Below are 12,298 nucleotides of genomic sequence, written 5' to 3'. Positions count from 1 at the left end.
AGTTGGGCGGTCAGCGTTTTGGTGTGGGGCGGTGGTGGGTTTCGGCGAGGTGGTCGAGGCAGATGGCGTCGAGTGATTTTTTGGTGATGCGTTCGGTGCCGTCGTGGATGGCGGTGATGGCTGCTTGGCGGATGAGCCTTGTGAGGGATCCGATGCGGCCGGCGGTGCGTTGGTGGAGGTAGGGGGTGTGGCGGGGGAGGGTGCCGGGTTTGTGGTGGTGGAGGTCGAGGTTGTTTTCGATGTCGGTGATGACGTCGCGGAAGGGTTGGGTTTGGCCGTGGCGGGCGGGGAGGGGGCCGCAGTCGATGAGGGTGGCGCGTCCGGCGAGTTGGGCGCCTCTCACGCCGGTGAACAGGGGTGTGTCGGGGAGGTTGATGCCGGCGTAGACGAAGGTGGCGGGGAGGCGTTCGGTGAGGTCTTTGATGAGGTCGGCGGTTTGGGCGCCGGTGGTGGTGCGGGGGTTGAGGCGGTGGATTTCGTCGATGAGGACGAGTTGGATGCCAGCTTGGGTGTAGGTGTGGCAGACGGCTTCGGTGATCTGAGTCTGGGTCATGCGGGTGGTGGTGGGGATGCCGAGGTAGCGGGCGAATTCGGTGATGAGGGTTTTCGCGGTGGCGCCGGGCGGGACGAGGACGTACGCGACGGGTGCCGCGGCGTGGGCCGTCCCGGGCGGGAGCGGGTTTTTGCGGGTGTGGGCGAGGTGGCAGGCGCGGCCGACGTGGAGGAGGGCGGTGGTTTTGCCGGCTGCGGCGGGGCCGGTGACGATCAGTGAGGGTCGTGCGGTGGCCTGTTGGTGGCGGCCGAGGATCATCAGGGTGCGGACCTGGGTGGCGAGTTGGCTGATGGCGGGTGTGCGGATGGTGACGAAGCTGGAGTGGTAGGCGAGGCGTTCTTCTGTGCTGCGGGGCGCCTCGCCGGTCTGGGGCGGGGCGGGCGGGTCGGTGGTGGCGAAGCGGTGCCAGCCCTGTCAGGTGGTCAGGGGCCACGACGGCTCGGCCGCACCGCCGTCCGCGCCGGTGGTGCCGGCTGGTGTGCTGCTCGGGCTCTGTGGGTGTGGGCTTACCACTTGTCGGCTTCCTCGTATGCGTCGTAGAGCCCGAATCCGGTGGCCGCGGCGGGGTGGGTGTCGTCGTCGGGGATGTCGTCGAGGTCGTCGATGCTGTCGTCCTCGTCGCACTGCGCTGGGTCGTCGGCGCTCTGGCCCGTGTCGTGTTCGGGGTGGCGGGCTGCGGGCAGGGGAATGGTGGTGGTGCGGGCCACGAGTGCCTGTTCGGTCTTGGTGGCGTGGCCGCTGTGGACGCGGCGCATGAGCTGGTCGAGTGCGTCGGCGAGGTCGGCTTCGTGCTGCTCGGCGTCGTGGTGGTTGCTGTGCAGGGCGAGTGTTCTGATGTGCTGCCAGGTGCGGTCGTTGAACGGCTGGTGGACGTGGTCGCGGTGGATCCAGCCGATTTCGGTGAGGTGGCCGTCGGGCAGGCGGACCCAGATCTGGCGGACGTCGTGGGGGTTGTGGTGGATCTCCCATTTCCTGTTGCGTCCGGCGACCGGGGAGGGCTGGCCGCGGTAGGGGGCCAGCAGGTCCGCGTCGTAGGTGCGGTGGTGGATGCGGATGCCGGAGGCGGTGATGGCCTGCCAGCGCACGGGCAGCAGCTCGAGGTAGTCGCGGCCGGTCAACGGGACGGGGACGTATCCGGCGACGGCGATCAGCGCGGCCCACATCTGGTTCGGCGTGAGGGCCTTGCGGGGCATCATCGGGTGGCGCAGGCCTTCGTGGGGGCGGTGGTGGTAGTGCACGAGCCATTCGTCGAGGAGGTCTTGCAGGTGGGGGACGCTGTAGCAGGCCTCTTGTTCGGCGTCGGGGCCGCGGCGGGTGACGTCGGATCCGGTGTAGCCGGGCAGGTGCTGGCAGAACAGGTGGTTGATGGTGCCGAAGGCGCGCTCGACGATGCCTTTGGCGGTGGGGGCGAAGGGCGGGGCGGGCTGGACGCTGATGCCGAGGGTTTCGCAGGCGGCGGTGAACGCCCGGGAGACGAAGACCTTGCCCCGGTCGACGACGATCGTCTCGGGCAGGACGACCGGCCGGGCCGCCGCACCGGCCAGACGCGCATCCAGCGTGGCCAGCCGCTGGTGGGGGAGCGCCCGGTCGTGGTCCATGCGCAGGATGTCGGGCCAGGCGGGGCGGGCGGGGTGCGGGACGGCCATCTCCGCCAGCAGCAGGGCGGCGTCGACGGCCTTGGTCGCGCTCGGGCACAGCACGGCGGCCAGGATGGCGCGGGTGGCGACGTCGATGGCGATGGTGAGTTCGGGGCGGGCCAGGGTGCCGTCGTCGAAGAGGGCGAGGACGTCCAGGCGGGTGGTGTCGACCTGGACCTGTTCGCCGGGCCGCAGTGCCGTGGTGGGGGTGAAGGCGCGTCCGTCGAAGCTGGCGGGGGTCTGCCGCACGGGGCCACTGGGCAGTTCGCCGGGGCGGGCGAGGGTGGTGACGAGCCGGTACAGCGTGGCCTGGGACGGCGCCGGCACGGTGTTGGGGCCGTGCCGGTCTGTAAGGATCTGGTGGATCAGCGGGAACAGGCCGTTGATGGTGCCCCTGGAGCGGCCGCGCCGGCGGCGCAGCGCCTCGCGGACGGCGGCGACGACCCGTTCGTCGGCCCGCCCGGTGGGACTGGGGGCACGGGTGCTGCGGTGGTCGAGGAGCCCCCACAACCCTTGTTTGCGGTAGGCCAGGCGCATGCGCTGCACCGTGGTGCGCGAGACACGGCCGAAGCCGAGCGCGGTCAGCTCCTGGGCTTTGGCCTGTTCCCGCTCGGCCAGTGTGTGCTGTTCGGGGTTGTACTGCGGCCGTACAGTTCCGTCGCTGCCGGGCCCGCCGGCCAGGCCGTATTCGACTTCCCTGACGTGCCGCTGCCAGGCCAGCGCCTTCTCGCGCGCCGCGGCGGGGGCGCTCTCGAACAGCCCCCACTGCGGGGCGGCCTGGGGCGCGTCGGCCCCGATGACGCTGAAGCCGGGGTCGGCGAACAGGTGCCCGGCGAGCACGGCCTGGCCGCCGCCGTCCGGACCGATGAGGTGGATGTCCTGCCCGGCCAGAGCGACCACTTGCCACTTCACGCCGCGGAAGCGGACCTGCGCCCCGACCCTGACCGCCGGCCGGGCATGACGCCGCACGCTCATCCGGCGCCCTCCGTCGTGCCGGGGCTGCCCCAGCCGCACGGGCCGACCAGGACGCGTTCGTGTAGCGGCGCCTCCAGCGATGTCGTCAGCTGTCTGTGCCACAGGGCGTGGAAGACGGCGGGGAGGGCCTCGATCGGGTCGCCGGCGGCTTGGGCGCCTTCGATCAGCGGCCGCGGCCGCGAAAACGCCTCAAGGGCGGCCGCTTTCAGGCCGGGGCGGCCGGCGTTGCGGGGATGGCGGTAGCCGGCCAGCCATTTCAGGTTGGCGGCCAGGACGTCGTCGAGCGGCGCCAGGCGCCGGTAGGTCCAGCCGACGTGCGCACATGCCTCGGCCACCGCCTGGGCGGCGTTGAGGGCGCGTTCGCCGCCGGTGTCGGGGTGGCTGGGGCAGTCGGCCAGCAGGGCGGTGCCGTCGATGTGGCGGGCGAAGAGCTGCGGTACCCAGGAACGGACCTGCCCGCGGGGCGTGCGCCACAGCAGCCGCACCGGCCGCCCGGCCAGCCCGGTCACGTCCGGGTCGCTGTCCAGGACCATCAGCTGGGTGCGCATCGCGTTCGATCCGGCCGACACATGCCGTCCGGTCGTGGCCGACCACCACAGGCCCGGTCCCCACCGCCGCCCCGGGATCACCGGGAACGCGGACACCGGTGGCAGGTCCTCGAACGCCACCGTGAGGGCGGCGTCCGTCCACCGCTGCTGGACCGCCTGCCCGAGAGGGTCGAGGAAGACCGCCTCGAACCCAGAGCCCCGATCTGCCGTCACTCGCTTCGCCCGGCCCTCGGACCCGGCCGCACCCGCGTTGATCACCTGCTTAAGCCAAGCCGTATCCGCGTGCAGGCAGGGTGGTTTCCCCGATTCCTGCCACAAAGGGGTACCGCGTGCGCTAACGGTTGACGAGCCCTCTCGGAGGCCGCCCTCTCGGAGGCCGCCCGCACGCTGCCGCCGGTCCGTCAGCCGTCGTCGTCCTGGCCGGCCGTCAGCACGTCCATCAGGGTGTCGGCGGGCATGCCCGCCCACTGGGCGACCTCTTCGAGGGGCATCCCGGCGTTCACCGCGGCCAGGGCGGTCCGTTTCCAGGCGTTGTCGATGAGGGCGGCGCTGTGGCGCAGGGTGCGCAGGAGCTGCTGGGCGACGTCGGCGGTCGGCCCGGTCTGTACTCCGCGCAGCTGGATCAGCTGTTCCCCGGCGTCCTCGATCGCCCGGGTGATCAGCGTGCGCTGCTCGGCGGACACGGTCGCGCGCCACATCCTCCCCGAACCGGGTGCCTTCTTCTCCTTGCCCAGTACCCGCAGCTGCCCGGCCATGGTGGAGGGCTGGTGTTCCTGGCGCAGCCACCAGGGGTCGTTGTCGTATCCGGGCGGCCCTCCGGCGCCGCGCCGGATGCGGATGACGGCGCCCATCCAGGAGATCAGCGGGCCGCCGTAGTCGGTCGCGGCCAGCGGCCCCAGCCACGTACGGCCCACCCGCTCACCGAGCCGGCGGCAGAACGCCCCGTCGGCGGGCAGCGCCCGCGGCCGCCCGGCCCCGCTGTCCGTCCACACCAGCTGCGCCATGGCCGGGTCCAGCAGCTCGTCGGCGACGGCCACCACCTCGGGGAAGACGACCGCGTCCCGCCCCACGATCCGCCACCGCTCCAGATCCTCCCCGGCGTCACCGCCCGCGACCTGGTGCAGCCGCCGCGGCCACACCGCCTCCCGCTCCCAGGTGAGGGCCTGCTCCCACCACCGGGCCACCACCGCATACGCCAGCGCGAACACCCGCTCCGGCCCGGCCCCGGCCCGCACCGCCCGCCGCGCCACACCCGCCCACCGCCGCTGCGCCGCGACCACCTCCGGCACAGCCCGCACGTCCAGATGCTCAAGAGGCTGGTTGGCGTCCGCGTCCAGCAGCCACCGCCCGTGCCGGACACACACTCGCTCCCAGCGCGGCGTGTACCGCACCACCCGCACACCTGTCCCGATGCGCCGGGCCGTGCACAGGCGGCAGCCGAAGGCAACCGGCCCGGCGACCGCGCCGCCGGTCCGCCACGCCGCCGCCGGCACCCCGTTCTCTCCGGCCGACAGCTTGGCGTCCTCCTGTCCCCAGGACGGCAGCGCCCGCGCCAGGACGTCTTCGGTGACGCCGCACAGGCTCGCCAGGAGCTGCCGTCCGGGCGCGTTCAGCAGCACCTCGGCGTCGGCCCGCGCGCCTCCGCCGTCGTACGTGGGCGGGTAGTTGCGCCACTGCCAGTACGACCGCAACGCCTTCGCTTCCATCCCGTAGCGGCCTGCGATGCGGCAGATCAGCGACGCCGTCGTCTCTCCGGTCAGGGGAGCGGTCCGCAGCAGGCCTGGGTGATGGGTCACTCCACCACGGTCTCGTGTTCGCCGTTCCGGCGGGCGCTTTCGCACGGAGCTGTCTCTCCTGGTCCCCGCAGCAGCCCGCGGAGCACAGGCCCAAGGACGGCGGCCGCCGCGCCGGAAGCCTGGAGGAGGTCCGCTTCACCGACATCGAACGCCTCACCTTCGACCTGTAGCCCCCGAACAGCGACCACCGGCGACCACATTGACGCCCGCGGGACCGTGTGGTGGGGCTACGGCCTGCCCGACTCGGGCTCCGCACCTGTGTCGGCAGTGCGAATCTGGCTGGCCACCCTCCAACGCTCGTCCTGCAGCGTGCACTTCAGGAGCGCACATTCGAATGACGATGTGCTGCCGCCCTAACCCCAGCCGTCTTCCCGCGCAGGGACAGTCTCGTGACCAGGCAGATGTCACAACTCCTGGGAAAAATCGCACTGTTGAGGTGCGCGAGGTGCGTGAGGGTGGGCTGGAAGCCTGCACGAGAAGGGGAAGGGTGCGGAATGGAGCCTGTGATCACCGCAGCGGTGGTGACCGTGGCCGTCAGTGTCATCAACGCCATTGTGAAGATCGCTCAGCGGCGGTTGAACGTGTCTGTGGAGATGGCGCGCATCAGTGAGGCGGCGCAGACCGAGCGGGTCCGCTGCCTCACTGGGCGGTCCGCCGCACCTGCCCCCCACCGTGACGGCCGCGAGGCGGAGCCCGCCGGCCGGAGCGGGGGTGGCGAGCGTGGACGACGCCGTCAGCACTGACCTGCACCTTGCCGAGCCGCTGGAGACAACTGCCGCCCCGCTGCCGGGTATCCAGCTCGCCGGGGTCCTGCATGACGAGCAGTATCCCGCTCTGGTCCGCTTCCTGCTGTTGCAGGGAGCGTCCTGGGCCGAGGCCCAGGATGCCGTACAGGACGCTTTCACTCAGATGTGCGCGCCAGGCGTCACGATCACCTACCCTCGCGCCTGGCTACGCACGGTGGCATGGCGGTCTTGGGTAAGCCAGCAGGTGAAACTCGAAGAGACCTGCGCGGACCTGCCCGAACCGCAGATCGGCCTGCGCTGGCAGACCCCGGCCCACGCCGCCGAGCTGGGGGAGGAGGAACGCCAGGTGATCTCCCTTCTTCAGCATTTGCCGGCCAAACAACGAGCCGCAATGGCCTGGCATCTGGACGGTTTCACCACTGAGGAAAGCGCACGCGCGATGGGGACCACTCAGGCGGCCGTCCGCCAGAACCTGGCCCGCGCGAGAACCGCGCTGAAGCAAGGCCTGCGGCTGGAAGGCCGGTTCATCGACGAGAGGAGGAAGACGTGATGGGCAGTGATCACCGCGCAGCGGAAGGAAACGGCCGATACGACGACGACCTCGACGCGCTGCTGACAACTATGCACAGTCGACTGGGCATTGCCGTTGCTGACCGCCTCAACGCCCACGGCGGGCCGCCCGAACTGCGTACCCCGGACCTTGCTCTGGACCGCCTCCTGGCAGGGACCCACCGCGCCACGGGGAAGGCTGTCAGCCGCCGCCTGTCCCGGGACGACTACGCCGCTCAGCGCGATTCCGTACTCCAGGCGAGTCTCGGGCCCCGGGGTCACCTGGTCCGCCGCCCTGCGACGATCCGAGTGAAATACCGTGAGGGGGCACTGCGCTTGGTGCACAACTACTGGCCTTTCGACCTGGCCGAGGCCATGCGCACCGCTGTCCGCATCGTCCAGGACCTGTGTGACCTTCTGGGCGACGGCGCACAGCCGCTGGGCCGTGCCGACACTGTGGTGGAACAACTCCGAGAACACCTTGCGGGCATGTCCCGGCGGCCCCAACCGCACCGGTCCCAGGCTGCCCTCAGCGGCCTGGACTACCTCAACGCCGTCGAGTCCGCCCTCGCCGACCCGGCCGAGCGCCTCGCCAACGAACTGCACAGCATCCGGGAACTCCTGGATGAAGAACTGGCCCCCTCCGTCGCCGCACTCCAGGCAACCGGACGTGCCTACCTGTTCGGCGTCGGGGCAGTCGCCCAGGACCTCATCGACGATCTGGCCCACGGCTGTGGGCATGCCGACGCGCTGGCCAGAGTTGTCGCAGAAGTCGAGCGGGCCAGCAATGACTTCGTCGGAGCAGACCTCACCAGCGCCAAGCTGGACGATGTGCCCCTGGAGGGAATCCTGTGGGACGCAACAACTCTATGGCCGGCACAGTGGGAAACCCGGGTGCGCCGTGCCTCACTGCCGTCCGATGAAGAGCAAGGAGTCCTTGTGGTCGCGGCCGAGGGATGCGGCTCTGTGGTCCACGCCGATGCGTAGGACGTCTGCTCGGCGATGCTGCGTCCAGGTCGGAGCTGTGTTGCCTGTGTCAGGTGACGGGGATGGCGCTGGTCGTGCTCGCCAGGGAATTGCGTACGTGCAAGGGATACGTGAGCCGTCTTCGAGCTGACGCGTCCCGGACGACGTGCCGTCCGGGACGCGCGCAGAGCAGTTGCCGGTCCACGAGTAGTGCTGCTCACGGTGAACCTGATCGGTGCAGGCCGTGAGGCTCCCGGCAGTGGCTCACTCTCTGCCAGGCTGGACGGGACTGCCGTCCACTGATGCGGGGCTGGAGGGGGCCGGCACCGCTGCCTTTGCCCAGGGCACGCCCAGGGCGGCGAGGGCGGCCTGCTGGTCGGGGGTGAGCTTGTCCCACCTAGAACGGGTGTTCGAATTCCATACGCCCAGTTTCACGATCACCGGCTCGGCCTCGCCGTCGACCATGATCTGCTCGCTGTGCCCGCGCGGCGTGGGCCGGTCCGGGCCTTCCCGTTCGACCCACTGCGCGAGGGCCGTCAGGCCGCGTTGGAACGCTTGTTCCGCCTTCCTCGGCCTCTTCGCCGTGCGCGTGGCCGCCGGGGTGGGAGACGGCGTCTCAAGCGGCTGTACGCCCAGCTTGGTCAGCCGTTCCTGCTGCTCGGTGGATAGCAGCTTCCAGGTGCTCGCCTCGCGTTGCCGTTGGAGCCATCGTCCGATGTCGTCGCCGTCCATGAGTACGCCGGGTGCGATGTAGGGCAGGACACCGCCGGGTTCGTCCTCGACCAGATCGGCGAGGACGCGGTAGTGCCGCTGCCAGTCCAGCGGCCAGGGGCAGTTCCAGTCCGGGTCGATCGCCGCCAGCTGCTTGGCGCGCTCTGCTGCCCGTTCCTGGTCCTTTCCGAGGCCGCCCTTGCGGCGCAGATTGGCGATGTGCTGCCCGATGGGCACCAGACCCTCGGCCTCGCTCTCGCCCCAGAGGGCGTCCTGACGCGGAGCGACGTGGCCTGTGGCCTGCCGGTAGGACCGGAGGGCGGCGAGTTTGGTCTCCCAGGCTTCTTCGCCCGGTTCCCACACCATCCCGGCCTCGGGCGCGTCCAGGAGGGTCTTGCGCCGTTCTTCCAGTTCCTCGGCCCGCAGGGCTTTCCGCTGTTGGTGGACCCATCGCCCAAGGGGAAACGCCTTGGTCGCCCCGACCTCGGTCTCCACGTCGTAGGGGACGGCGTGCAGGCCGGTGATGTGGTGCTTCTTCCGCCAGCGGAGGAGGGCTTGGTAGCCCTCGAGCCACACCAGGGACTCCGGCCGGTACACGCGTGTACGCAGGAACGCGGCGATCGTGGCGGCGTCGCGGGGGCTGGAGAAGTGGAGCAGGGCCGATTCGGCAGCGGCGTCGGTGTCGTCCTGCTCCTGGTCCTTGCCGTCGCCCTCGCTGCCGGTCCCGACGATCTGCCCGTCCTCATCGCGTCGGATGTGCACCTTGCGCTTCCCGCTGCTGAGGGCACGTGAGGCGAGCTGCTCTACCAGGCGCTCATCGTGCGAGCGCAGGCCCTGAAGGACGGCTACAAGGGGGCGAAAACTGGCGGAGGCGACCATGTCGGTGGGGTCTTCGCCGGGCTCCAGAAAGACCGGCACGATGATGCGCGCGACCTTCGTGGAGCCGTCGCGGTTGAGCCTGAGTGCCCGGCCGATGTTCTGGACGATCTCGACCTGGGAGCCGCGGGTGTCGGCGAAGCAGACAGCTTCGACTCCGCGTTCGCCGGTGATGTCGACGCCTTCTCCGAGGACGCGAACGCTGGCGAGGAACGCGCGGTGGACCCGGTGGCCGGCGGCGTCGATGCCGTTGGCGAACTGCCGCAGGACCTCTCGGCGTTCGGCTACGAGGTGGTCGCCGCACAGCCACGCCGACCACACCCTCTCCGGCGGGACGTGGCGGCCGGTCTCCAGCTCGTAGAACTGCGCGTCGATCGACGATGCGGGGAGCCGGTCCGCGGCCGCGAGGTCGTCGTCGGAGGCGTCGTTCATGTACAGCTCCGCTGCCGTCTTCGGCATCTTCTCCGAGAACGCCGCCGCCTCCTCCACCTTCTGATGGAACGTCATCACGGTGCGCAGGTTGTGTGCGGCGGCGTGCTCCAGGAGCGCGGTCTGCAACAGAGCCAGGCGCCGGCCCCGCTGTGCCTCCTCGGATTCCCCGAGGACGGGGGAGGGGTCGTGGATTTCCAGGACGTCGATCTCGAATCCGGCGAGGATTCCCCGCTCGATGCTCTCCGAGAGCCCAAGCTCGAAAATCCATTCGCCGTAAGGCCCTTCGGGATCGCTGTGCATCGAGGCGATCTCCAGCTCCTGGCCGTCTTTCCCGCGCTGCGGCCGCGGGGAGGCAAAGATGCGGGGGGTGGCGGTGAGGTAGAGCCGGAAGTCGACAGGGATCCGCTGGTTGTCGTGGATCGCCGACCACGGACGCCCAAGATCGCCTGTAGTGGAGTGGGCTTCGTCCACCACCGCGAAGTCAAACGGGGCCATCGACTGGCCGTACAGCCGCTCCCCGCCCGCCAGAGCGGCCTCCAGCGGCCCGCGAACGCGACCTTGGCCCGTGACATCCTCCGGGTCCTCGCGGTCCACGAGGGAGGCGTACGTAGAGAACACCACCACCGGTCTATGACCGGCCCACAGCGCCAACTGGATGGGGTTGGTGGTGGTGCGGACCCCCAGCTGCTCCAGGACGTCGTCCTTCTCCAGCGAACACACCGCGACCATCGGCCCGTTGTGCCCGGCCCGGCGCCACGCCTGGACCGTCTGCACCAACAGATCCAGGGTGGGCACCATCACCAAGATCCGGCCGCTCCGGAAGCACTCCAGCGCGGCCACGGCGGCCGTATAGGTTTTTCCCGACCCGGTGGCCGACACGAGCGTGGCGCGGGCACCCCGCTCCGGAACAAAAGATCTTGCAGGGAATCCCACCCATTTCCGGATACGCACATTTGCATCCACCTGGTGTTCCCGAAGGGTGACCCCCTGCATCATCAGAATCCCTCACCAGTCGGTACGGCGTACATCAAAGTTCTCCGGGTGGAGATCCTGCCCCAGGTTCGCCCGGTACCTCTCCTGGAAGAACCCGAGCCTCTCCCTCTCTTCCGGGAAGGCCGTCAGCAACTCGAAGGCATACGAGGCGGCATCGATCGTGCGCCCCGAGCCGATCTCCTCATACAGCGACCACTTGCACCCCCGAACGGCCTCCTGGCACGCCTCCGCGACATCGTCCTGCTCCCCGAAGCACAGGGCACTCAGGACCAGGATCAGGCTGCGCCGCCACGCCAGCGGTACCAGCGGGTCAGCCAGAGCGGCCGTCACCATGGAGGCGGTGGCCACGGCTGGCATCATCAGGTTGGACTGGATGTACGCGTGATTGTCCGCCCAGCCTTCTCCTACTCGCTCAGGTGGCGCCCCACTCAACGAGGCAAGGAAATCCCGGGGGACGTGACCGGCGGCCCGCATGCAGCCACACTCCATTCCGTCCCAGTTGTGACGTGAGATCTCCGCCAATACAACCTGCCCGACTAAGGTGCCCCGCCAATCAACAAGAACCTAGGAGAAGGTGTGCCGCATTTTTCCCAACTCTACATGCTGCATCAACTCAACAGGCAGCATCCGGTCAACATCCGCACTGCATCGCGAAGGGCAGCTGCTCCACACCACGGAGTACCTGAGAACGTCACGGGGCGGCCGCCGTTGTCGTGAGTTCGCATACTCATGCACGAAGGCCCGCCCCCGTATCAGAATGGCCGTGTCATGACAGGTGATCAGGAGAGGCAGGCGTAATGAGCGCGAGGAAGACCGCCGCTGCGGCAATGCTGGCGGCCTTCGCCATGGTGGGCGTAGCAGCTACGCCCACCATGGCGGCTGATGGGCTTCTCCCTCACCCGGGACCGGAAGGACTGGTGTGGGTTGAAGAGATGACCGGGGACGGGGGAGTCGCATCCGGCGGGGCATGGGAGGGACTGCCGACCGTGCTCACCGTGGCATGCGAAGGCGGGGGCAGTGTGGGAGTGACGATGGAGTCACAGCAGGGACGAGTAGCCGAGTTCACCGTGGACTGCCCCGCCGGCACCGCGGGAGTGGGCTTGGTGACCATGGAGGCAGGCGTCGTACAGTCAGGATCCTTCACCATAGGAATAGACGCTTCAGACGAGAACATCCGCTGGGCCCTGACAGTCACTCAGCCCGAGTAAGAGGCAACCACCCCCTCCTCGCCGCCCGGGCCGCAGGCCCGTTGGCCGGCCCCGCACAGCGGGGCCGGCCCCTGTGGCGCGCAGCGCCACAGGGTGACTGAAGCGCAGCGGAGGCCACCAAGCGGGGACGTAGCCCCCGCAGCTCCGGGAGCGCAGCGGACGGAGCGTCATCCGCCTTGCGCAGCAAGGCGGATGAGCGGGACGCGCAGCGTCCCGCCAACGCTCCCGCGGAGCGGGAGCGCAACACCCCCGCGCAGCGGGGGTGTTCGCTTGCACATCGCGCAGCGATGTGGTACCCGCTCCGCGGG

At 69.9% G+C, this 12,298-nt stretch carries 8 protein-coding genes and 2 pseudogenes; 4 read left to right on the top strand and 6 right to left on the bottom strand.

Features of this window, described 5'->3' with window-relative positions:
* Window positions 1–10 precede the first annotated feature (10 nt).
* From ACH4TV_RS42495 to ACH4TV_RS42480, 4 genes and pseudogenes are all read right to left on the bottom strand, one after another.
* Window positions 11–979: pseudogene (locus tag ACH4TV_RS42495) on the bottom strand (TniB family NTP-binding protein).
* 80 nt (window positions 980–1,059) lie between these two features.
* A complete protein-coding gene (locus tag ACH4TV_RS42490; protein ID WP_398406755.1) occupies window positions 1,060–3,165 on the bottom strand; it encodes a Mu transposase C-terminal domain-containing protein in 2,106 nt (701 codons plus the stop codon).
* Entirely contained in the window at window positions 3,162–3,926 is a 765-nt protein-coding gene (locus tag ACH4TV_RS42485; protein WP_398406754.1) for a TnsA-like heteromeric transposase endonuclease subunit, read from the bottom strand. The genes ACH4TV_RS42490 and ACH4TV_RS42485 overlap by 4 nt, the downstream gene beginning before the upstream one ends.
* A gap of 188 nt (window positions 3,927–4,114) precedes the next feature.
* A complete protein-coding gene (locus ACH4TV_RS42480; RefSeq protein WP_398406753.1) occupies window positions 4,115–5,509 on the bottom strand; it encodes a DNA-binding protein in 1,395 nt (464 codons plus the stop codon).
* 92 nt (window positions 5,510–5,601) lie between these two features.
* Here ACH4TV_RS42480 and ACH4TV_RS42475 point away from each other — a divergent pair.
* From ACH4TV_RS42475 to ACH4TV_RS42465, 3 genes and pseudogenes are all read left to right on the top strand, one after another.
* Window positions 5,602–5,679 (top strand): annotated as a pseudogene (locus ACH4TV_RS42475) (XRE family transcriptional regulator); the annotation flags it as partial.
* A gap of 550 nt (window positions 5,680–6,229) precedes the next feature.
* Window positions 6,230–6,805, top strand: a complete 576-nt coding sequence (locus ACH4TV_RS42470; protein ID WP_398406752.1) for an RNA polymerase sigma factor — start codon at window positions 6,230–6,232, stop codon at window positions 6,803–6,805.
* On the top strand, window positions 6,805–7,791 hold the full coding sequence (locus ACH4TV_RS42465; protein ID WP_398406751.1) for a hypothetical protein: 987 nt from the start codon (window positions 6,805–6,807) through the stop codon (window positions 7,789–7,791). The genes ACH4TV_RS42470 and ACH4TV_RS42465 overlap by 1 nt, the downstream gene beginning before the upstream one ends.
* Window positions 7,792–8,034: 243 nt before the next feature.
* On the opposite strand, the gene ACH4TV_RS42460 is transcribed toward ACH4TV_RS42465, so the two are convergent.
* Together ACH4TV_RS42460 and ACH4TV_RS42455 are read right to left on the bottom strand one after the other, a co-directional pair.
* The gene (locus ACH4TV_RS42460) at window positions 8,035–10,782 is read right to left on the bottom strand and encodes a Helicase associated domain protein (RefSeq protein ID WP_398406833.1); all 2,748 of its coding nucleotides are present in this window, start codon (window positions 10,780–10,782) and stop codon (window positions 8,035–8,037) included.
* Between the two features lie 12 nt (window positions 10,783–10,794).
* On the bottom strand, window positions 10,795–11,130 hold the full coding sequence (locus ACH4TV_RS42455) for a hypothetical protein (protein WP_398406750.1): 336 nt from the start codon (window positions 11,128–11,130) through the stop codon (window positions 10,795–10,797).
* Window positions 11,131–11,579: 449 nt separating this feature from the next.
* Between ACH4TV_RS42455 and ACH4TV_RS42450 the strand changes: the two genes are divergently transcribed.
* Window positions 11,580–11,990, top strand: a complete 411-nt coding sequence (locus tag ACH4TV_RS42450; protein ID WP_398406749.1) for a hypothetical protein — start codon at window positions 11,580–11,582, stop codon at window positions 11,988–11,990.
* The last annotated feature ends 308 nt before the right edge of the window (window positions 11,991–12,298 follow it).

This window comes from Streptomyces sp. NPDC020898 (assembly GCF_044333925.1).
Taxonomy (GTDB): Bacteria; Actinomycetota; Actinomycetes; order Streptomycetales; family Streptomycetaceae; genus Streptomyces.
The sequence above is the reverse complement of the archived record's forward strand: the minus strand, read 5'-3'. Positions and strand labels throughout refer to the sequence as shown.

Bases quoted from the DNA above. Each gene is read 5' to 3' on its own strand.
- ACH4TV_RS42490 (WP_398406755.1), bottom strand. From the start codon at position 3,165: ATGAGCGTGCGGCGTCATGCCCGGCCGGCGGTCAGGGTCGGGGCGCAG.
- ACH4TV_RS42465 (WP_398406751.1), top strand. From the start codon at position 6,805: ATGGGCAGTGATCACCGCGCAGCGGAAGGAAACGGCCGATACGACGAC.
- ACH4TV_RS42460 (WP_398406833.1), bottom strand. From the start codon at position 10,782: ATGCAGGGGGTCACCCTTCGGGAACACCAGGTGGATGCAAATGTGCGT.
- ACH4TV_RS42450 (WP_398406749.1), top strand. From the start codon at position 11,580: ATGAGCGCGAGGAAGACCGCCGCTGCGGCAATGCTGGCGGCCTTCGCC.